Consider the following 20,338-nt stretch of genomic DNA (forward strand, 5'->3'; position numbering starts at 1 on the left):
GAGGCGCCCGGCCGCCCCGGCCGCGGGACCGTCCGGCCGCCCGGCTGTCCCGAGCACCGAGCCGTCCCGAGCACCGGGCTGCCCCCGGCCGCCGAGCCGCCCGGCCGCTGGGGCGTCGGCGGCCGGCCGCCGACGCCCGTGGCCGTACGTGCCGTACGGTCCGTACGGGCCGCCGCGCCAGGGCCCGGGCATGGCCCAGGCAGCGAGACCAGGCAGGGCCCGAGACGGCGAAACCGGGCGGGCGACCAGGCGGGGAACCGGGCGGGGCCTAACGCCCGGCGCCGGGCGGCGCGTCGGCGTCGGCGTCGGCGCGGTCCGTACCGCCCGCCCGGCCCGCGCCGCCCGGACCCGAACCGTTCGCACCCCCCGCGCCGTTCGCGCCCGCTCCGCCGGAGCCGTTCGCACTGCGCGAGCCTCCCGCGCCGTTCGGCCCGCCCGCAGCCGAGGCGGCGCCGTCCCCGGCACGCTGCCGGGGCACCCGGCTCTCGGCCCAGGCCAGCAGGTCCGGTTCGCCCAGCGACCGCACCCACATGTCCGCCAGCGCCACGTCCTGGCGGCTGGGCTGGGGGCCGACGCCCAGCACGCTCAGCCCGGCCCGGGCGGCGGCCTGGAGCCCGGCGCGGGAGTCCTCCACCGCCAGCGAGTCGGCGGGCGGCGCGCCGCACCGGCTGGTGGCGGTGAGGTAGACGTCCGGGTGCGGCTTGGGCAGCACGCCCTCGCCCGGTACGACGATGTGGGCGAAGTAGGGCAGGAGACCGGCCGTGTCGAGGCAGGACTCGACCACGTCGAGGGGGCAGTTGCTGGCGACGGCCAGCGGCGCGAAGCGGCTCGTTCTGCGCACCAGTTCCTCCGCTCCCGGTGTCGTGACCGGGTCTTTCGCCACGAGTCTTCGGAAGTTCTGGAGCAGCTGGGCGGTCATCTCCTCGGCGAGGTCGGGCCGCTGGGCCGCCTCCGCCAGGAGCTGGCCGCACTCGGTGTAGTGCAGCCCCTTGGTGCGGGCGGCGAACTCGGGGTCGGGGGCGACACCGTAGCCGCGCAGCACCAGCTCGCGCGCCTCCTCCCAGTGCCGCTCGGTGTCCATCAGGGTCCCGTCGCAGTCGAAGACGACCGCCGCTGGGGTCCAGGCGAGGAATTGTTCGGTTGTTGTCATGTGCCTGCCGTTCTTTGGGATGGGAGAACTGCGCGCGCGGGGGCACCACCGGTCCGCGGGCGCAGGGGATTCGCGGGGCGGGGAAAGCGCCTGCCGGGTGCGGAAGGACCGTGCCGACGCGTCCGGCAGGGCTGGCGTGTGTCGCCCCGCCCGGGCGGACCCAGCCGCGTCGCTGAGTCCGGTTCGGGTGGATACCGCCCGGAACGTAACCACTCGCTACGCTAATCTCGGAAGCGGAAAGTAGTCAACCGACTACTTATAGTTCTTTTCATCGTTCAAAATGGCGGGCACCCGCCGCACGGATGGCCGGGCCGAACGGGCAGCCAGAAGTGGGAGCTGTCCCGGGGCGCGCGATCGGTGCAGGCTGAAGCTCACAGCGAGCCGTTCGTCCCCGAGGCCGCGACGTCCCTCAAGCTTCCGAGGAGAGACCTCCCATGGCAGTGACCACCAACCCGCCCGTGCTGGGCGGCGCACCGACCGCGAGCGGGCGCGCCGACGGGCGCTCGGACCTCGCGGTCCGGTCCCGTCTGGCCGCGCTCAACGCCTTCCTGCTGAGCTGCCTGTCGCTCTGGCTGGGCCTGGTCGCCCTCAACAACATCGACGACTTCGGCACCAACCAGGACCTGATCAGCCGCATGCTGACGATGCGGGAGCTGAAGGAGAGTCCGGTCAACGGCAACGGCCTGGAGTGGCGCGCCATGCCGGACTCGCTGGCGGGCCCGACGCTGATCGGCGTGATCGTCTACGAGGTGCTGATCGTGGCGCTGCTGGCGTGGGCCGCGGCCGGGCAGTGGCGGCGGGCCCTGGGCCGGCCCGCGGGCATGGCGGTCACGCGGCGCACCAACATCGCGCTCGGGGCGTTCGCCGGGCTGTTCGTCCTCTTCCTGTGCGGCGGCATGTTCTTCTGCTACTGGATCTACATCGGCGCCGCCCAGCAGGTGCACTTCACCGGCCTGATCCTCGGCTTGCTGACGGCCCTGCTGGTCAACCTGCCGTCGGTCACCGGAGCGCAGAAGGAGCAGTGATCCGGCGCCGCCCGCGCCGGACCGGCGCACCCGGGCCGCACGTGCCTCCTCGGCGGGCCTTCCACTACCTCCCCTGACCCAAAAGGGGTAGCGGAAGACCCGCCGACGGGGCATGTGCGGCCTCCCCGTGCCTGACTAGTGTCCCGGCCATGGGGGAATACACCGTACAGATCGAGACAAACGCCATTTCGCGTCCGAGAGGCGGCGCGGCCCGCGCCGTCGCCCTCTTCCTCGAAGAGACCCGCCCCTGCGTGCAGGTCGTCTTCCTCATGCGCTTCCTCGCCGGCGCCGCGCTCGCGGCGGGCGGCCGGTCCGCTGGCCTCGGCCCGTGGGTGGTCGTGCCCGCGGCGAGCTGGGCGCTGGCCGCGCTGTTCGCCTACGGGATCAACGGCGTCTCGGACGTGGCCGAGGACCGGGTCAACCGCACCGGCCGGCCCATCGCCCGAGGCGAGTTGTCGCGGCGCGCGGCCGCCCGGCTCACCTGGCTGAGCGCCGCGGGGTCCGTGGCCCTGGCCGTGCTCAGCCGCGACGTCCTGCTGCTCGGCTACGTCCTGGGCTTCCTGCTGCTCGGCTACGCCTACTCGGCCGGCCCGTTCACGCTCAAGCGCAGCGCGGCCGGCACGTCGGGCACGGTGCTCGCGATGGGCCTGCTGACCTACGCGGCGGGCTGGACGGCGGCCGGCGCCGCCCGGCCCACCGGCCCCGGGCTCGTGCTGGCCGTGGGCATGTCGCTGTGGATGTGCGTGGTCGGCGCCGTCACCAAGGACTTCTCGCACGCCCGGGGCGACGCGGCGGCCGGCCGCCGCACCTCGGTGACGGCCTGGGGCGACCTGGCCGCGCGGCGGGTCGGCGCGGTGGGCGCGCTGGCCGTGGCCGCGGGCTTCGCCGCCGCCGCCGGGCCGTGGCCGGTGCTGCTGGGTCCGGCCGCGCTGGTGCTGCTGGGCGGCGCCGTGGCCGTGGCCGTGCTGTGCGCCGCCACCCGGCCGGACGCGGCGCCCGGCCGCACCCCGTACCGGGCCTTCATGGTCACGCAGCACCTGGCCCACGGCGTGCTGTTCGCCGGGCTCGTCCTCCTCTGACGCCTCCGCCACCTGTCCGTCGCGTCCCGCACCCGGCCCGGGTGCGGGACGCCGCGGCGCGAGGGCCTACGGCCGCGTACGGGCCCGTACGGCCGCGAGTCAGCTCGTACGACCGCGGAGTCAGCCCGTACGGCGCGGAGTCGGCCCGTACGGTCGGTGAATCCGCCGGTACGGGCCGGGAGTCCGCCCGTACGGCCGGAGGTCCGGCGGTGCGGGCGCGGACGCCGGGGGAGTGGTCGCGCTCCCACCTCCTACAGGCCGCGCGGCGCGGAGTGGCCGACCGCCGGGGGCGCCGCCTTCTGCTTGGGCAGCAGCGCCCGCTCGGTGGCCTTGTTGACCGCGTCGATGCGGGAGACGGCGTCGAGCTTGCTGAAGATGTTGCGCAGGTGGCGCTTGACCGTCCCCTCGGCGATGCCGAGCCGGCCCGCGATCTGGCGGTTGCTCATCGCCTCGGCCACGTGCCCGAGCACTTCAAGCTCCCGCTCGGACAGCGGCCCGCCGCCCTCCGGCTCGGGCGCGGCCTCCCGCAGGCTCTCCGGCGACACGGACACGGTGACCGTGCGCCGGTCGCCGTCCCCGCTGCGGATGGCGGTCACCAGCGTCTCGCGGCCGGTGCTCTTGTGCAGGTAGCCGCGCACGCCGAGGGACAGCAGCTCCTGCACCAGGTGCCGCCCGTCGTACATGCTCAGCACGATGATGCGCAGCGCCGGGTCGCGCTGGAGCAGCCGCCGGACGGTGACCGGCGGGTCGTTGCGGGGCATCTCGATGTCGAGCAGCACCACGTCCGGCCGGTGCTGGGCGGCGAGCCGGACGGCGTCCTCGCCGTTGCCCGCCTGGGCGACGATCTCGAACCCCGGCTCCAGGCGCAGCAGGTCGCACAGCGCCTCCCGCAGCAGGGTGTGGTCGTCGGCGACCAGGATGCGCAGCGTCTCCTCGTCGCTCACGGCGCCGCCTTGTCGTCCGCCGAACCGGCGCCGGGGCCCGCGGGCGTCTCCCGCGGTACCGGCCGGACAGGTTGGACCGGTTGGACAGGTGGGACCGACCGGACCGGGAGGGCGCGGCTCGGCGGGGCGCCCGGCGGCGCCTGGGCCGCCTGGGGGGCTGGGGCCGCCTGGTCCTCCTTGATGGGAATCCAGATGGTGACGTGCGTGCCCCGGCCGGGCGTGGAGTCGATGTGCAGCGTGCCGCCGAGCAGTTCGGCGCGCTCGTGCAGCCCGGTCAGGCCGTTGGACCGGCCGCCGGCCCGCACCTCGGCCACGGCGAAGCCGAGCCCGTCGTCGATGACCTCGGTCTGGATCTCGTGCGGCGCGATATCGATGTTGACCACGATGTTTCCGGCCTCCGCGTGGCTGAAGGCGTTGCGCAGCGCCTCGCGGACCATGAGGAACAGCTCGTCGGACACCGGGTCCGGAATCCACTCGTCCAGGCCGCGCACCCACAGTTTCACCGACACCGACAGGTCGCCCATGGAGTCCACGAACGCGTTCAGCGCGGTCTCCAGGCAGCCGGCCACGGCCGGCCGGCGCAGCTCGGTGACCAGCTCCCGGATGCCGGCCAGGGTCTCCACGATGGCGGCCTGGGCGGCGCGCACGTGCTGCGGCACGGCCTCCTGACGGCAGCTCAGGTCGGCCTGGTACATCTCCAGTTGCCGCATGGCCAGGCTGAGGGAGTTGCCGATCTGGTCGTGCATCTCGCGGGCCAGCTTGCGGTGGCCCTGCTCGTGCACCTCGCGCACCCGCGCCAGCAGGTAGGAGTCGTAGCCGATGGAGCCCGCCTCCAGGCGGCGGCCGACGCCCTGCTGGAGCGAGCGGACGGCGGCGGTGTAGGCGTGGCGGGAGACGCCGGTGTCCTCCGCGCACTCCGCCAGCCGGTCCAGGACGGTGTCGAACAGGATCACCGCCCCGCGCACCGAGTGCGTGAGGTGCACGCCCTGCCGCACCCGCTCGCCGCCCAGGTCGACCACCTCGGCGACGTGCGTGTCGGAGACGGTCGAACGGCCCGCGGCGAGGCTGTCGGCGCAGTCGCGGAAGATGCGGCGCGCCTGGAGCTCGCACTGGGCCCAGACGTCGGGGTGGGCGGCGAGCGGGCTGTTGACGGCCCGCAGCCGCGCGCGGAACAGGTCGATGACCGCGTCCTCGTAGCGGCGGAAGCGGTCCACGGGGGAGGCGCCGTCGAAGCGCCCCGGTCTGTCCGTACTCGGGCTCATCGGGCGCTTCCTCCTGCCCGACGGCCTTCCGTCTCCCGGCCTTCCGCCGCTCCCGGGCGCCCCGGGTCTCCGGCACTTCCTGTGCCGCTCGCGCCTCGGGCGCCTCGGGCGCCTCGCGTGCCGATTCCGGACGGCCCGGCCGGCCGCTTCGCGCGTCCCGGCCGCCCGGCCGGATGTCTGGATAATGCTGTGCAGGTTGCCGTCACAAGACGCCCTCCCCCGTTTGGGCACCGTGAACGCCGTCCGATACGGATCACGGATGGATGCCGACTACCTGGACCACGGACCGAACAGCATAACCGGTTTCCGGTTTGCCGTGCAGCGAATCGCTTTTCTCCCACCGGCTCCGCTATTCGCCGCCACCTCGGTAATTGCGTTTCGGCGCGGGCGAACGAGCAGGCCACGGGCCCGGGGCGGATGTCGCGCCCCGGGCCCGTGGCCCGCTCACCGGTGCGGCCGGTGGTCCGCTCAGTGGTCGTGTCCGAGGTCTCCCGGCGACCGCCGGCGGCCTCAGCGGTGGAGCCGCCGCCACACCGCGGCCCTGGCCTTCAGCAGCACCGGCACGAAGGCGTAGACCACGCACGGGACCACGAGGCCGGTGATGACCAGGACGCGCATCGGGACCGACAGGCCCAGCAGGTGCGGGCCGAGGTAGAGCTGGGCGGCGGTGATGGACGGGAAGACGGCCAGCCAGGTGATCAGCACCCGCATGTGCACGGACGGCATCGGAACGGCCGGACGGGCGGGAGCGGGAGCGGGGACCGCGGCGGCGGGGGCCGGGGTGTCCTGCGCGGCGGGGCGGGCCGGGGCGGTGACGGCGGGGCGGGGGGCGACGGTGGTCATCATCGTGTCCTGTTCGGTGGGGTGGTGCGCGGCGTTCGACGGGTCTGCGGTGCGGGGCCCGGGTCAGGCCAGGGCGTACGGCGGAGCGGGCTGCGGGCCGGTGCCCTCGCGGGCGGCGATCCAGGCGTCGTGCAGCCACATCTCGGTGCCGCGGCGGCCCTGGGCGCTGTCCCAGCGGATGTCCCGCTCGTAGGTGAGGACCGTGCCGCCGGGGCCGACCACGACCCAGGCGTACAGGCCCGCGGCGTGCCGCGTCTTGACCTTCGTGCCGGTGATCACGGCCGTGCCGCCGGGGACGGCGACCCGCTCGTGGTGCGGGGCGACCCACTGGACGGTCAGCCGGGTCGCGTAGCGGGGGGCGAAGGCGGCCAGGAAGGCGAAGGCTGCCTCGCGGGCCTCGTCCTCGGTGGCCTGCGGCCCGGCGGCGGCCTCCTCCGGGTCCAGCCGGGTGTAGCCGAGCAGCAGGCCGGTGTCGTCGACGACCACGGTCAGGTGGGGCCCGCCCTCGCCCGGTGCGTCGCTCGGTACGTCCTGGTAGCGCACGACGGTCACCGGGCGGCCGTCGTGCCGCTCGCGGCGGACGCGCACCGGGCGCCAGCCCTCGCGGGTGGGAAGCCCGGCCTCGGACAGCGCCCGCTCGGCACGGACGATCTCGGGTGCGGTCACGGTGGTGTGGGTCATGGGGTCCTCATCCTCGGCGGAGGTCGGCTGCGGTCGGGTCATCGGCGGGGCGTCGGGGGTGACGGGGTTGACGGGACTGACGGGGTCTGGGGGTCCTGCGGTGGTCTGGCGGGGGTCCGGCGGGTGGTGCGGGGGGTGCGGGGGGTGCGGGGGGCCGGCGCCCCGGGGGTCTCCCGGGGGCCGGCGGTGGGGTGGTGCGCGGGAGAAGGGGTGAATCGGCGGTGCTCCGGCGGGGGCCGGGTGGTGCTTCGGCGGTGCTTGGGGGTGGTGCTTGGGGGTGGTGCTGGGGTGGTGCTGGGGTGGTGCAGTCCTGGGACCTCGGGGGGCTGCCCCTCGGCGATGTCACCAAGGTAGCCAACCAACCGGTTGGATGTCAACCACCCAGTTGGTTGGCAATCCGGGGTACGTGGCTCTACGCTGAGGGCATGACACAGCCAGCGACCGACACCAAGCAGCGGCTCCTCGTCGCCGCCACCGAAGAGTTCGCAGCTCACGGCATCGCGGGCGCCCGCGTCGACCGCATCGCCGAGCTCGCCGGGGTGAACAAGGAGCGCATCTACGGCTATTTCGGCAACAAGCAGAAGCTCTTCGACCAGGTCGTGGTCCACGCGCTCGACGAGCTGGCCGAGGCCGTCCCGCTCCAGCCCGGCGACGACCCCGCCGAGTACGTGGGCCGGGTCTTCGACTTCCACCGCGCCCACCCCACGCTGGTGCGGCTGTTCCTGTGGGAGGCCCTGCACTACCGGGACGACCCGCTGCCCAACGAGGCCCAGCGCACCACCCACTACGAGCACAAGACCGCCGCCCTCGCCGCCACCTTCGGCACCGAGGCCTCCCCGCGCGTCGCGGCCTGCCTGCTCAGCCTCATCGGCCTGGCCGTCTGGCCCATGGCCGTGCCGCACATGTCCCGGATGATCCTCGGCGGCGCGACGCCGGAGCTGGAGAAGGACCTGCGGGAGCACGTCGTGGACTTCGCCCGGCAGGCGCTGGCCGGCACGGTCCCCGCCCCCGCGGGTGTGTGAGGCACCCCGCCCGCGCCCGCACCGCGCCCCGCGTACCGCCCGGCCCCCGTACCGGCAGCCCGAGCCCCGGTCCCCGTACCGGCAGCCCGAGCCCCGGCCCCCGTACCGGCCCTGCGCGACCGACCGCCAGAGTGGCGGGATACCTCCTGGGTGTCCCGCCGCTACCACTTTCGGCCACCTGACCCCCGGTCTTCGAGGTACAGACCCGTTCGCGCGCCGACCCCGCCGTTAGCGTTCCTTCGCAGGGGTGGCTCACGGGGCCGCCTTCGGCAACCGATGGGGGAAAGGGTCATGTTCGTACACCGCGCGGCCGTGGCGGCCGCGGCTCCACCGCTGAACATCGTCCTGGCGATACGCAACGATCTGCAGCGCTACGGCATCGCGGCCATGCTCGGATCCCTCGACATCGTCGGCCACTGCTCGGCGTACCCCGAGCTGGCCGCCGCCGTCGACGCCGTACGAGACCCGCGCACCGACATCCTGCTGACCGCCCTGACCGCCGCGGACGCGGCCGACCCCGGCGAGCAGGCGGAGCTGCGCCGCGCCGCGCGCCTGGGCGTGCGGGTGCTCCTGCTGTGCCCCGGCCCGGACGAGATGGACCTCGACCAGGTCGCCGAGCTGCCCGGCGCGTCCCTGCTGCCCCTGGCCGACCTGAGCGTGGTGGCCCTGCACGACGTGCTGACCGTGATGGACGCCGGCGAGGCGCACCTGCCGGCCGGGCTCGCCCGCGCCCTGCTGCGCCGGGCCGGCCACGGCGGCCCGCGCGTGCCGGCCGTGCCCCGGCTCACGCCCCGCGAGAAGGAGGCGCTGATCCTCCTGGTGGACGGCCTGAGCAACAAGCAGATCGCCCGCCGGCTGCGCATCTCCGAGCACGGCGCCAAGCGCCTGGTCGCCAACATCCTCGCCAAGCTCAACTGCCCCAACCGCACGCTGGCGGTGGCGCGCGCCCTGCGCGAGGGACTGTGCGCCGACCGCACCGGGGCCGGCGACCGGATGCCGCGCGTCGTGCCCGCCCACCGCATCCACGCCGGGCCCGCCCTCAGCGGCGCGGCCCCGGCCTCCTCGACGCTCCCGGAAGGCGGTCACTGACATGGGAACCCACCAGCGCGCGGCCTTCTTCGACGTGGACGAGACGCTGCTCAACACCAAGAGCATGTTCCATTTCCTGCGGTACTGGATGGCCCGGGAGGGCGACGACGGCAGCGGCCACGACGCCGTCATGGCCGAGCTGCGCGCCCAGGCCGACGCCGGCGTGCACCGCTCGGAGATCAACCGCCGCTACTACCGCCGTTTCGCCGGCACCGACGGCCGGGAGCTGGCCGCGGCCGGCCGCGAGTGGTACGAGAAGTACCGCACCGGCGCTGGCGCCTTCGTGCTCGCCACCTGGGCCGCCGCCGCCCGGCACCGCAAGGCGGGCGACCTGGTGGCCCTGGTCTCCGGCTCGTTCCGCGGGCTGCTGGAGCCGCTGGCCGAGGACGTCGGCGCCGACGTCGTCCTGTGCTCCGAGCCGCTGGCCGGGCCGGACGGGCGGCTCACCGGGGAGATCAGGCGGCCGATGATCGGCACGGTCAAGGCGGACGGGGTCCGCGAGACCATCGCCGAACTCGCGCTGGCGGCCGGCGAGTGCTTCGCGTACGGCGACCACTCCAGCGACCTGGACATGCTGCTGTCGGTGGGCAACCCCGTCGTCGTCGGCGCCGACCCGGTGCTGCTCGCCCGGGCGCAGAGCCAGGACTGGCCGGTGCTCTCGGCGGCGGCGGGCCCGCTGCGCCGCCCCACGGCCGCCGCGCCGTCCGAGCACCTTCCGCACGCCGGCGCGTGAGCCCCGTGCCCGTGCCCGCGCCGCCGGTGCGTCCGCCGGTGCCTCGGCGGGGAGTGCCGCTGGTGCCGTCATGGGCGCTGCCGCCGACCGGGTCCACGGGGCGCTCACCGGCTGCCGCGGGCGCGCCGCACGGCGATCGCGGTGAGCACCAGGCCGTCGCGCACCACCCAGTGGCCGGTGAACCAGGCCAGCCGGATGCCGTCCACGACCGGGCCCGGGACCATCAGCCGGGCCCGGAAGGTGCGCGCCTCGGGGTCGAAGCTCATCCGCGCGTCGCGGAAGCCGAGCCAGCGGCCGGTCAGCGGGTTGAACGCCTTGTAGACGGTCTCCTTGGCGCTGAACATCAGCGTGTCCCAGTGCACCTCGGGGTGGGTCCCGGCCAGCTCCCGCAGGTGCGCGCGCTCGGACGGCACGGAGATGTAGTTCAGCATGTGCTCCGGCAGCCGCTGGTGGCGCTCGGCGTCGATACCGACGATGTGGAAGTCCTCGGTGCGCGACAGGGCGGCGCCCCGGTAGCCCTCGCAGTGCGTCATGCTGCCCGTCACACCGACCGGCCAGCGCGGCTCGCCCTTCGGCCCTGACGGAATCCCGGACGGCTTGACGCCGAGCGCGGCCATGGCCGTACGGGCGCAGTGCCGGGTGGTGACGAACTCCCGCTTGCGCGGCTCGACGCACTTTCTCAGCGCCGGCTCCTCCTCGGGGGCGACCCACGCCCCGGGCAGGTCGGCGGTGGTGTCGACGCAGGCGACGGCGGACGGCAGGATGTTCTGCAGCATCGGAATTCTCCTGGGAATGGCGTCGCGAGAGCCGGGCGGCCGGCGCTGCGTTTCGCGCGGCGCACGGTGCGGCATTTCGCGGAATCGGAAGGCGGCGCGGCACGCGGCCGGCGCCGGAAAGGGGCGCCGTCGATACGGTCCCCGAAGGGTGCCGTTCAAACGGCCGCCCACTGCCATCCCAGGACATGTCGTGGCAGTGCGGCGTTACGGATTCCACCGAACCATACCGGGGCCACCGCCGCCACCTGCCCGTACGGCTACCACGAACGGTTACGGCCGAAAGGCCGGCCCCGCCGGCCAGTCCGCCAGGCCAGTCCTCCCGGGCAGTCCCGGCGGGTAGCCTTGCCGGGCATGTCGACCGGGGTAGCGGAAATGACGCGTTGAATACCGGAAAAGGCCCGCCTAGAGTTTCCGTACAGGCAACGAAATATCCCCGCCGGACACCGGGAGACACGCGATGGAACATCCCTTCCTCACCCGCCTCAAATCCTTCGGGAAAACCGAGGCGATCGTCTTTCAGGGGGACACCTACTCCTACGCCGACCTGCTGGACCTGGTCGACGGGTGGCGGTCCTTCCTGGACCTGCACCGCGTCGGCGCCGGCGACGTCGTGACCCTGGAGGGCGCCTACTCGCCCGCCGCCTGCGCCGGGCTGCTCGCCCTCATCGAGCGCGGCGTGATCGTCGTGCCGCTGACCGCGCTGCCCGCCGCCAAGCGCGACGACTTCCTGAACGTCGCCGAGGTCGAGCGGGTCATCGAGGTCGACCCGGCCGGCGGCCACCGCACCGAGCGCACCGGCCGGACCGCCGACCACGAGCTGTACGGCAGGCTGCGCGAGTTCCGCCGCCCGGGCCTGGTGCTGTTCAGCTCGGGCACCTCCGGGCGCAGCAAGGCCACGGTGCTGGACTTCGAGAAGGTGCTGGCCCGCTACGGCGAGCCGGTCCGGCCGCTGCGCATCCTGTCCTTCCTGAGCCTGGACCACATCGGCGGCGTCAACACGCTGCTGCACACCCTCAGCCAGGGCGGCACGGTGGTCACCGTCGCCGAGCGCACCCCGGAGACGGTGTTCAGGGCCGTCGCCGACCACGCCGTGGAGGTGCTGCCGACGACCCCCACGTTCCTCAACATGGTGCTCATCTCCGGCGCCCACGAGCGCTACCGCACCGACTCCCTCAAGCTGGTCACCTACGGCACCGAGCCGATGCCGCAGCGGACCCTGGAGCGGCTGCACGCCGGCCTGCCCGGGGTGCGCCTGAAGCAGACGTACGGCCTGTCCGAGCTGGGCATCCTGCCCACCCGCTCGCGCGGCGACAACACCCTGTGGGTCAAGCTCGGCAAGGACGCCGGGTTCGATTACCGGATCGTGGACAACGTATTGTGGATCCGATCTGAGATGGCCATGCTCGGCTACCTCAACGCGCCCGCGCCCTTCGACGACGAGGGGTACTTCAACACGCAGGACGTCGTCGAGGTGGACGGCGAGTGGATCCGCATCCTGGGCCGCGACTCCGAGATCATCAACGTGGGCGGGGAGAAGGTCTACCCCAGCGAGGTCGAGTCCGTCCTGCTGGACGTGCCCAACATCGCCGAGGCCACCGTCAGCGGCCGGCCGAGCCCGGTCACCGGCATGGTCGTACGGGCCAAGGTGACCCTCGTGCACGAGGAGGACCGGCGCGAGGTCACGCGCCGGGTGCGGGAGTTCTGCCTGGCCCGCATGGAGCCGTACAAGGTCCCGGCGCTGGTGGAGATCGCCAGCGAGCCGCAGCACTCCGAGCGGTTCAAGAAGATCAGGAGTGCGGCGTGAACACCCCGGACTCCCCGGGCCCGGCCCCCGGGGCCGTACCGGCAGCCGAGGCCGCCGAGGCCGTACCGGCAGCCGAGGTCGCCGGGGCCGCCGAGGCCGCCGGGGCCGCGCAGGACGGCGTCCGGGGCGAGACCGTGCGCACCGCCGCCGGCGTGCTGGCCACCGCCACCCCCGAGGTTCCCGTCGCGGGCCGGGTCGCGCTGATCAGCGGCGGCAGCAGGGGACTCGGCCGGCTGCTGGCCGAGCGGCTGCTGGCCGACGGCTGGCGGGTGGCCACCTTCAGCCGGTCCGCCAACGACTTCGTCAAGGACCTCCAGGCCGAGCGGCCCGACCGCTTCCTGTGGGAGGCCGCCGACCTGACCGACGCCGCCGCGCTGCGCGGCGTGGTCCGCGCGGTCCTGCGCCGCTTCGGCCGGGTGGACCTGCTGGTCAACAACGCCGCGCTGCTGCACCAGGAGCTGTTCCTGACCACGTCGGCCAGGAAGACCGGCGAACTGATCGCCGCCAACCTCGTCGCGCCCATCACCCTCGCGCAGGGCGTGGCCCGCGCCATGACCCGGCAGGGCAGCGGCCAGATTCTGAACGTGTCGTCCATCAACGCCATTCGCGGCTTCCGCGGGGTCGCGGTGTATTCCGCGACCAAGGCGGGACTCGACGGATTCAGCCGGAGCCTGGCCCGCGAACTCGCGGCGTTCAACGTCCGGGTGAACTCCATCGTCCCGGGTTTCTTCGACAGCGACATGACCGTCGACGTCACCCCGAAGAACCGGGAGCGCATTCGCCGCCGCACGCCGCTCGGCCGGCTCGCGGATATCAACGAGATCGCTGATGCCGTGCTCTATCTCACCTCGCCCGGTGCCTCGTTCATCACCGGCCAGACCATCGTCGTCGACGGAGGAATCACATGCTGACCGCACCCGAGATCCGCGCCACCGTCCACCAGAAGATCAACGACCTGCTCGCGGAGGCGGAACTGCCCACCCGCGACATGTCCGGCGCCGAACTGCTCAACGAGATCGCCCTCAACTCCCTGCTGCTGGCCCGGCTGGTGATCGAGCTGGAGATGGAGTTCGGCGTCGACCCGTTCGAGGAGGAGTACGTCATCTCCGACGTCCGTACGGTCGACGCGCTCGCGGACGTCTACGTCCAGGTGCTGGGCAAGGCCGAGACCTCCGCCGTCTGACCCCGTCCGGCCGGAGCGCCAACCGGCCGGCCCCTACGCCCGCCCGCTCGCGTCCCGTTCCGACCCGGACCCACGCCCGCGAAGGACCCACCACCATGTCACACGAAGCACTCGTCGTCGTAGGAGACCGGTTCGAGGAGTTCCTCGCCAACCGGGGCACGGTCGGCGCCACCGCCCTGCTGGAGCGGCTGCGCGCGGGCGACCTGCCCGAGAGCCTGTCCCTGTCCGTCGGCCAGGGGCTGACCGCAGGCGAACTCGCCGAACTCCGGGAGCTGGCCGAGCGGCGCGCGCCCGCCGTCACGCTCGGCAAGTCGGGCGTGCCCGCCCCGGCCGAGCGGCGGCTGACCCACAAGCACGACGCCAGGAACATCCTGGTCGGACCGGTCGGCCAGATCGCCGAGAACCGGTTCGTCGCCGACCTCGTGCTCGACCAGCGCGTCGAGGTCCTGGCCGACCACCTGACGGGCCAGCACATTCCGGCCATCACGCTGCTGGAGGCGGCCCGGCAGATGTGGACGGTGGTGACCGAGCAGTTCTTCATCACCGGCGCCGACCGCACCCGGTTCGTCGTCGTCTCGGTCGCCTCCCGGTTCCACTCCTACGTGTTCCCGCTCGCCGCCACGCTCCAGTACGAACTTCTCGAACACACCCGCACCCCCGTCGGCACCGTCTTCCGGTGCCGGATCGGCATCCACCACGGCACGCCCGCGGCCGCCGAGGTCGAGGCCGAGTACCGGGTGATCCCCGACAAGGTCAGCGCCAAGCAGGAGGCCATCGCCGCCCGGCAGGCGGTCGCCGCCGAGGTGGGCCTGCTGCGCGCCCAGGCCTCCCCGGCCGAGGCCCCCACGGCCTGACCCCGGACGGCCGCGCGTCCGCCGTCACCCCCGCGGCGGCGGATGCGCGGCTCCCCGCGCCCGGCCCTCCCAGGCCCGACGGACAGCCCCCTGGAAGGCCCCGGGGCCGGGCGCGGGCCCACTCTCCCCGGCCCCTGCCCCCGCCGGCACCCCCCACCACGACCGCGCACCACCCGCACCACGACCGCGTACCACCCGCACCACGACCGCGTACCACCCCCGACCACGACCGCGTACCACCACCGGCCCGACGAAGGAGACACCCATGCTGTGGGCGATCCACTGCCTGGACGCACCCGGCTCCGCCCCCCGGCGCACCGCCGCCCGGCCCGCGCACTCGGCCCGCTTCCGGGAGCCGGGCGCGCGCCCCCGCCCGGTGCTCTACGGGCCGCTGGTGGCCGACGACGGCACCACCGCCGTCGGCAGCCTGATCATCGTGGAGGCCGAGACCCGCGAGGAGGTGGCCGACTACGTGGCCACCGACCCGTTCACCACTTCCGGAGTGTGGCAGCACGTCGTCGTCCACGCCTTCAGCCCCTCCCAGAGGTCCCCGGTCCAGCTCGCCGCCGCCCCTCGGCAGACGGTCGCGCCCTGACCGTCCGCGCCGGGCCGCCCCCAGGGGACGCCCTCCGTCCGGAGGGCGTCCCCTGCCCGTATCCGACCCGTACGTCCCGATCGCCTCACCCCGCCGACCAAGGAGGCACCACGGCATGGACACACTCTCCGGCGCCGTCCTCACCGATCTGGAGAAGGACTTCGCGGCGCCCGCCGCCGACCCGTCCCTGGCCGCCCGCACCGCCGAACTGGAGGCCCTGCACTCCCGGGTGGCCGCCGGCGACCCGCAGGCCACCGCGCGCCAGCACGCCAAGCACAAACTCACCGCCCGCGAGCGCGTCGCCCTGCTGCTCGACCCCGGCAGCTTCCAGGAGGTGGAGGCGCTGCGGCGGCACCGGGCGACCGGTTTCGGCCTGGAGGACCGCCGTCCGCACACCGACGGCGTGGTCACCGGCTGGGGTACGGTCCACGGCCGTACGGTCTTCGTCTACGCGCACGACTTCCGGATCTTCGGCGGGGCGCTGGGGGAGGCGCACGCGCAGAAGATCCACAAGATCATGGACATGGCGCTGGCGGCCGGCGCGCCGCTGGTGTCCCTCAACGACGGCGCGGGCGCCCGCATCCAGGAGGGCGTGACGGCCCTGGCCGGCTACGGCGGCATCTTCCAGCGCAACACCCGGGCGTCCGGGGTGATCCCGCAGATCAGCGTCATGCTCGGGCCGTGCGCGGGCGGCGCGGCCTACTCCCCGGCGCTGACGGACTTCGTGTTCATGGTCCGGCGGACCTCGCAGATGTTCATCACCGGACCCGACGTCATCCAGGCCGTCACCGGCGAGCAGGTCACCGTCGACGGCCTCGGCGGCGCCGACGTGCACGCCGAGACCTCCGGCGTGGCGCACTTCGCGTACGACGACGAGGAGACCTGCCTGGAGGAGGTCCGCTACCTGCTGTCCCTGCTGCCGGGCAACAGCACCGAGAACCCGCCCGGCGAGCCCGCCGGCGACCCGGCCGACCGGCCCTGCGCGAGCCTGGTGGACCTGGTCCCCGCCGACCCCTCGCGGCCGTACGACATGCGGGCGGTGATCGAGGAGGTGGTGGACGACGGCGAGTTCATGGAGGTCCACGAGCGCTGGGCGGGCAACGTGATCTGCGCGCTCGGCCGCATCGACGGCCGTACGGTCGGCATCGTGGCCAACCAGCCGACGGTGCTGGCCGGAGTGCTCGACATCCACGCCTCCGAGAAGGCCGCCCGGTTCGTGACGCTGTGCGACGCGTTCAACATCCCGCTGGTCACGCTGGTGGACGTGCCCGGCTTCCTGCCCGGCGTCGACCAGGAGCACGGCGGCATCATCCGGCACGGCGCCAAGCTGCTGCACGCCTACTGCAACGCCACCGTGCCCCGCATTCAGGTCATCGTCCGCAAGGCCTACGGCGGCGCGTACATCGTCATGGACTCCCGCTCCATCGGCGCCGACCTGTCGTACGCCTGGCCGGTCAACGAGATCGCCGTCATGGGCGCCGAGGCCGCCGCGAACGTCATCTTCCGCCGCGAGATCGCCGCCGCGCCCGACCCGGNAACGTCATCTTCCGCCGCGAGATCGCCGCCGCGCCCGACCCGGACGCGGCCCGCGCCGAGCGCGTCGCCGCCTACCGCGCCCAGCTCATGCACCCCTACTACGCGGCCGAACGCGGCCTTGTCGACGACGTCATCGCCCCGCAGGCCACCCGCGCCGTGCTCGCCGCGGGCCTGCGCATGCTCGCCACCAAGGCGGCGCCGCTGCCGCACCGCAAGCACGGGAACCAGCCGCAATGAGTGCCGCCGACGCCGTGCACGTCCTCGCGGGCCGCCCCACCCCCGAGGAGCTGGCAGCCGTCCTCGCCGTCCTGTCCGCCGTCGCCGCCGCCCGCCGCGGCGGCTTCGGCGCACCCGAGACCCCCGCCGCCACGTGGGCGGCCCGCCGCGCCGCGGGCGCCGGCCGGGTGTGGGCCCGTACGGCTCCCCAAGGCCCGTGAGCCGGCGTCGTCAGGGTGAGCCCAGCGCGCCGAGGCGGGCGAGGTCCAGCACGGTGACGGACCGGTAGCCCGTGGCCACCACCGCCTCCTCGCGCAGGTGCCGCAGCGCCTTGTGGACGCTCGGCTCGGCGGCACCGGCGAGGGTGGCCAGCTCCGGCTGGGTCAGCGGCCAGCGGATCACCGACCGGTTCCCCTCCCGCTCGCCGTAGGCCACGGCTATCTCGTACAGCACCCGGGCCACCCGGGTCGGCACGTCGCAGGCGCCGAAGTCGACGCGGCGCGCGTTGGCGGACCGCAGCTTGCCCACCACCGCGCGGTTGACCGCGTGCGCGACGCCGGGGTGGCGCCGCAGGCAGTCCAGGAAGTCGGCGTGCCGCACCACCCGGGCCAGCACGGCGCCGCAGGTGGTGACCGTGGCCGAGCGGGGCCGGTCGTCCAGCGCGGCGAACTCGCCCACCAGGTCGCCGCCCATCCGCACGGCCAGCAGGATCTCCCGGCCGTCCGGCGCCAGACCGGTCGCCTTGACCACGCCGTCCAGCAGGATCACCACGAACCGCGACTCCTCGCCCTCGCGGATCAGCACCCGGCTCGCCTCCGGGTACTGCACCGCCGCGCCCAGGCGCAGCAGCACCTCCCGCGCGCCCGGGTCCAGCGAGCCGAGCAGGCTGGCCGGCGGCCACCGCCGGTCCGCGCCCGTCTCCGCGCCCCCGCGCGAGGGCCGCCTCGTGCCGCCCGCCGCGCCCGCCGCCGCGCCGCCGATGCCGTCCACCCCGGCCCCCCCGAGTCTGGATCACGTGTGGAAGTCCCCCGGGGCGGGGCGCGCCCGGCGCCCGCCCGGCCGGAACCGCCGGACAAGTGCCGTGATCCCGTATCACGACGGGGTGTGTGCGTCTGAATCCCGCCACAGTGGGATCGCGACGATACACGGCGCGTCACCGGATGTCTCCGCTGGCGGAAGGCTTCCGGGGCCATGCGGCGCCGCACGGCACGACGCGGCGTCGGTCGGCGCCATCCGACGGGAGGGGGACGGGTGGACGGAGAACGGCAGCCCGGGGTGCGGCGTCTGTGTGTCGCCGTGGCGGCCGGACCGGCGGGCCTGCTGGCGCGGGCCTGCCGGTCCGGCGGCTACAACCGGTGGCACGTGGCGGCCGGTGCCGTGGAGGGCGTGGAGATGGCGTTCGCGCCGCCCGGCGCCGACGAACCGGCCGTCGTGGCCGGGCTGCTGGCCGCGCTGCGGCGGCTGGTGCCCCGCGCACCCGCCGCGCCCGGGCCGCCCGTCGTGCCCTTGGCGTCCGCCGGGCCCCTGGCCTCCGGGGAGCCGGCGGTGTCCGGGGAGTTCGCGCCGGTCGGCGGGCTGCCGCTGCCGCGCCCGGTCCTGACGGCCCTTCATGTGGGCCTGACGCGCGTCACCGACGACGCGTTCGGCGGCGAGGCCGTGGCGCGCACCCGGGCGCTGCTGCGCCACCCGGCCGTCCAGGCCGCCGCCCGGGTGCCCGCCCCGGGCGGCGGCCCGGACGGGCCGGGTGGCGGCGGCGCGCTGGCGGTCGCCTTCTCGGACGGGCTGTTCCACGACCTGCGGGCCGAGGGGCTGCCGGGGCGGGACTGGCGGCGGGTGCCGGAGGCGGCGGCGTGGCTGGGCCTGTTCGGCCCGTACGACGCGGGCCCGCGCGACCCCGGCCCGTACGACGCGGGCCTGGGCGACTTCGGCTCGTACGGCCCGTACGACTCGTACGGTCCGTACGGCCCGGGCGCGACGGGCGGGCAGGGGCGATGACCGGCGCGGCCGAAAAACGTCGGAGAACGCCGCGATTACCGGAGAGTGATATTCCGTTCGGGGTGGAAGCGCGGACACCTCCCGGGGGTCTTCCGATGGTCCGCCGGATGTTTTTCGTGCGATCTCCCTTATGTTCCGTGGCCACTGATGCCACGGGCTGGCATATTGGCCACCTAATCGGCAGATCCGAGGCGCAGGGTGGTGAGTCGGTCTTTTCCGGCTCAGGCGCCGATCGGGCTGATTGACGGCATTACGGGGGTAACAATGCCTTTCTCCGCGGCCAGGCCGCGAACCGGACAGCGCGGACCGCGGCCCGGCACGCCGAAAGCGGCTCCGGCCCGGCCGCCCGCCGCGCCCGAGCCGCCGCTGTCGGCGTCCGCCACCGCGCGCGCCCTGGCCGTGCTGGCCGGCGAGCGGCCCGCACTCGCGCCGCACGCCCGCGCGCTGCGCCGCCTCGCCACCGCGTTACGCACCGGCGACGGGCTCGACCAGTGGCAGTACACGAATCTGACCGCCGCGTTCGCCGACCCCGCGACGTACGACGACCCGCCGCTGCGCGGGGCCCGGGTGCGCCGCGCCGTGGAGTTCGCGCCCGCCGTCACGGTGTTCGTCCCGCTCGCCGTGACCTGGGGCGCGCTGGCCGCCGCCACGCACGCCTACCAGCGGATGCTCGACGCGGCGCGGGCCGGGCGGGGGCCGGGCCCGGACGGCCGGACCTTCCTGGAGCTGTGGCAGACCGGTTTCGCCGGACAGCTCCCGGGCCCGCTCACCTTCGGCTGGACGGCGCTGTGGACGCTGCTCGCCATCGGCCTGGTGGTCGGCTCCACCGTGGCCGCCGCGGTCTCCCGGCGCCACCGCGAGGACGGCCTCGCCGCGGCCAAGGAGGACACCAGGCGGGACCTGATCCCGCTGCTGCACGACGCGCAGGCCCTGCTGGGCGAGGCCCGGCACGGCTCGCCCGGGCGGCACGCCGCGGACCTCGCCGCCCTCTCCGACGGCATGCGCGCCACGCTCGCCGAGACGCACGACGCCCAGCGGCAGCTCGTCAAGGCGCAGCGCAGGACGGGGGAGCTGGTCGAGAGCGCCGGGCGGCTGTACGGGCAGTTGGACACCTCGGCGACGGCGCTCCAGACCGCCACCCGGGGCTTCGAGGACGCGGCCCGGAGCGCCGCGGCGCAGGCCGCGCGGACCGAGGTGCGGGCTGAGGCGGTCCAGCGGCGCCTCGCGGAGGCCGCCGACGCGCTGGTGGCCTCCGCCGAGAAGGTCACCACCGGGGGCGGCGACCTGGCCCGGGCCCTGATGGACGCGGCGGACGAGGGCGCCCGGCACATCGGCGAGACCTACCGGCTGGCGGTCGCGGCGGCGGCGGTCTCGCTCACCGGCACGATGGAGCAGGTGGCGCGGGAGGCGGGCGCACTGATCGACCGCGCCCGGCGCGAACCGCCCCCGGCCCCGCCCGCCGCCTCGTCCGCGCCGCCTCCTGCGCCGCCGCCGACCCCCGCGCGCGAGTCGGCCGCACCCGCCGCGCACCGCACGCCGCACGGCACCCCG

General features: G+C 74.7%; 20 protein-coding genes and 1 pseudogene. 14 read left to right on the forward strand and 7 right to left on the reverse strand.

Annotated features, from left to right (window positions below; translation table 11 throughout):
- Positions 1-268: 268 nt before the first annotated feature.
- A complete protein-coding gene (locus RKE29_RS15615; RefSeq protein ID WP_312005992.1) occupies positions 269-1,150 on the reverse strand; it encodes an HAD family phosphatase in 882 nt (293 codons plus the stop codon).
- A gap of 434 nt (positions 1,151-1,584) precedes the next feature.
- Between RKE29_RS15615 and RKE29_RS15620 the strand changes: the two genes are divergently transcribed.
- Together RKE29_RS15620 and RKE29_RS15625 are read left to right on the forward strand one after the other, a co-directional pair.
- Complete coding sequence (locus tag RKE29_RS15620; protein WP_312005993.1) at positions 1,585-2,175, forward strand: DUF2165 family protein; 591 nt, start codon at positions 1,585-1,587, stop codon at positions 2,173-2,175.
- 149 nt (positions 2,176-2,324) lie between these two features.
- Positions 2,325-3,254, forward strand: coding sequence for a UbiA family prenyltransferase (locus RKE29_RS15625; protein WP_312005994.1), 930 nt, complete (start codon positions 2,325-2,327; stop codon positions 3,252-3,254).
- Between the two features lie 251 nt (positions 3,255-3,505).
- Here RKE29_RS15625 and RKE29_RS15630 read toward each other — a convergent pair whose 3' ends face one another.
- The 4 genes from RKE29_RS15630 to RKE29_RS15645 all read right to left on the reverse strand — a co-directional run bounded on the left by RKE29_RS15630 (position 3,506) and on the right by RKE29_RS15645 (position 6,984).
- Complete coding sequence (locus RKE29_RS15630) at positions 3,506-4,198, reverse strand: response regulator transcription factor (protein WP_312005995.1); 693 nt, start codon at positions 4,196-4,198, stop codon at positions 3,506-3,508.
- Positions 4,195-5,460 carry a sensor histidine kinase gene (locus RKE29_RS15635; RefSeq protein ID WP_312005996.1) on the reverse strand — a complete coding sequence of 422 codons (1,266 nt, stop codon included), beginning with the start codon at positions 5,458-5,460 and terminating at the stop codon, positions 4,195-4,197. Before RKE29_RS15635 ends, RKE29_RS15630 begins: the two co-directional genes overlap by 4 nt.
- A gap of 510 nt (positions 5,461-5,970) precedes the next feature.
- Entirely contained in the window at positions 5,971-6,303 is a 333-nt protein-coding gene (locus tag RKE29_RS15640; RefSeq protein WP_312005997.1) for a hypothetical protein, read from the reverse strand.
- 63 nt (positions 6,304-6,366) lie between these two features.
- Positions 6,367-6,984 (reverse strand): hypothetical protein, encoded by a 618-nt coding sequence (locus tag RKE29_RS15645; RefSeq protein ID WP_312005998.1) that lies wholly within the window; start codon positions 6,982-6,984, stop codon positions 6,367-6,369.
- Positions 6,985-7,409: 425 nt separating this feature from the next.
- On the opposite strand from RKE29_RS15645, the gene RKE29_RS15650 reads away from it, so the two are divergent.
- From RKE29_RS15650 to RKE29_RS15660, 3 genes are all read left to right on the forward strand, one after another.
- Entirely contained in the window at positions 7,410-8,006 is a 597-nt protein-coding gene (locus tag RKE29_RS15650) for a TetR family transcriptional regulator (RefSeq protein ID WP_312005999.1), read from the forward strand.
- 291 nt (positions 8,007-8,297) lie between these two features.
- Positions 8,298-9,095: a response regulator transcription factor gene (locus RKE29_RS15655; protein ID WP_312006000.1), complete on the forward strand. Its 798-nt coding sequence runs from the start codon at positions 8,298-8,300 to the stop codon at positions 9,093-9,095.
- A gap of 1 nt (position 9,096) precedes the next feature.
- Positions 9,097-9,828: an HAD-IB family hydrolase gene (locus RKE29_RS15660; RefSeq protein WP_312006001.1), complete on the forward strand. Its 732-nt coding sequence runs from the start codon at positions 9,097-9,099 to the stop codon at positions 9,826-9,828.
- 104 nt (positions 9,829-9,932) lie between these two features.
- Here RKE29_RS15660 and RKE29_RS15665 read toward each other — a convergent pair whose 3' ends face one another.
- The gene (locus tag RKE29_RS15665) at positions 9,933-10,604 is read right to left on the reverse strand and encodes a 4'-phosphopantetheinyl transferase superfamily protein (protein WP_312006002.1); all 672 of its coding nucleotides are present in this window, start codon (positions 10,602-10,604) and stop codon (positions 9,933-9,935) included.
- Positions 10,605-11,061: 457 nt separating this feature from the next.
- Between RKE29_RS15665 and RKE29_RS15670 the strand changes: the two genes are divergently transcribed.
- The 7 genes and pseudogenes from RKE29_RS15670 (at position 11,062) to RKE29_RS15700 (ending at position 17,013) form a co-directional block, all read left to right on the forward strand.
- A complete protein-coding gene (locus RKE29_RS15670) occupies positions 11,062-12,408 on the forward strand; it encodes a fatty acid--CoA ligase family protein (protein WP_312006003.1) in 1,347 nt (448 codons plus the stop codon).
- A complete protein-coding gene (locus tag RKE29_RS15675) occupies positions 12,405-13,319 on the forward strand; it encodes an SDR family oxidoreductase (RefSeq protein ID WP_312006004.1) in 915 nt (304 codons plus the stop codon). The genes RKE29_RS15670 and RKE29_RS15675 overlap by 4 nt, the downstream gene beginning before the upstream one ends.
- A complete protein-coding gene (locus RKE29_RS15680; RefSeq protein WP_312006005.1) occupies positions 13,313-13,591 on the forward strand; it encodes a hypothetical protein in 279 nt (92 codons plus the stop codon). Before RKE29_RS15675 ends, RKE29_RS15680 begins: the two co-directional genes overlap by 7 nt.
- Before the next feature lie 95 nt (positions 13,592-13,686).
- The gene (locus tag RKE29_RS15685) at positions 13,687-14,445 is read left to right on the forward strand and encodes an AfsA-related hotdog domain-containing protein (RefSeq protein ID WP_312006006.1); all 759 of its coding nucleotides are present in this window, start codon (positions 13,687-13,689) and stop codon (positions 14,443-14,445) included.
- 265 nt (positions 14,446-14,710) lie between these two features.
- Entirely contained in the window at positions 14,711-15,040 is a 330-nt protein-coding gene (locus RKE29_RS15690) for a YciI family protein (protein ID WP_312006007.1), read from the forward strand.
- Between the two features lie 115 nt (positions 15,041-15,155).
- Positions 15,156-16,813: pseudogene (locus RKE29_RS15695) on the forward strand (acyl-CoA carboxylase subunit beta).
- Positions 16,810-17,013: an acyl-CoA carboxylase epsilon subunit gene (locus RKE29_RS15700; RefSeq protein ID WP_312006008.1), complete on the forward strand. Its 204-nt coding sequence runs from the start codon at positions 16,810-16,812 to the stop codon at positions 17,011-17,013. Before RKE29_RS15695 ends, RKE29_RS15700 begins: the two are co-directional and overlap by 4 nt.
- A gap of 10 nt (positions 17,014-17,023) precedes the next feature.
- Here RKE29_RS15700 and RKE29_RS15705 read toward each other — a convergent pair whose 3' ends face one another.
- Positions 17,024-17,782, reverse strand: coding sequence for a Crp/Fnr family transcriptional regulator (locus RKE29_RS15705; RefSeq protein ID WP_312006009.1), 759 nt, complete (start codon positions 17,780-17,782; stop codon positions 17,024-17,026).
- Positions 17,783-18,067: 285 nt separating this feature from the next.
- Between RKE29_RS15705 and RKE29_RS15710 the strand changes: the two genes are divergently transcribed.
- Positions 18,068-18,787, forward strand: coding sequence for a hypothetical protein (locus tag RKE29_RS15710; RefSeq protein WP_312006010.1), 720 nt, complete (start codon positions 18,068-18,070; stop codon positions 18,785-18,787).
- Positions 18,788-19,051: 264 nt separating this feature from the next.
- Positions 19,052-20,338, forward strand: a 1,287-nt coding sequence (locus RKE29_RS15715; RefSeq protein ID WP_312006011.1) for a hypothetical protein, incomplete at its 3' end; no start/stop codon positions are given.

The organism is Streptomyces sp. B1866 (assembly GCF_031932565.1).
Taxonomy (GTDB): Bacteria; Actinomycetota; Actinomycetes; order Streptomycetales; family Streptomycetaceae; genus Streptomyces.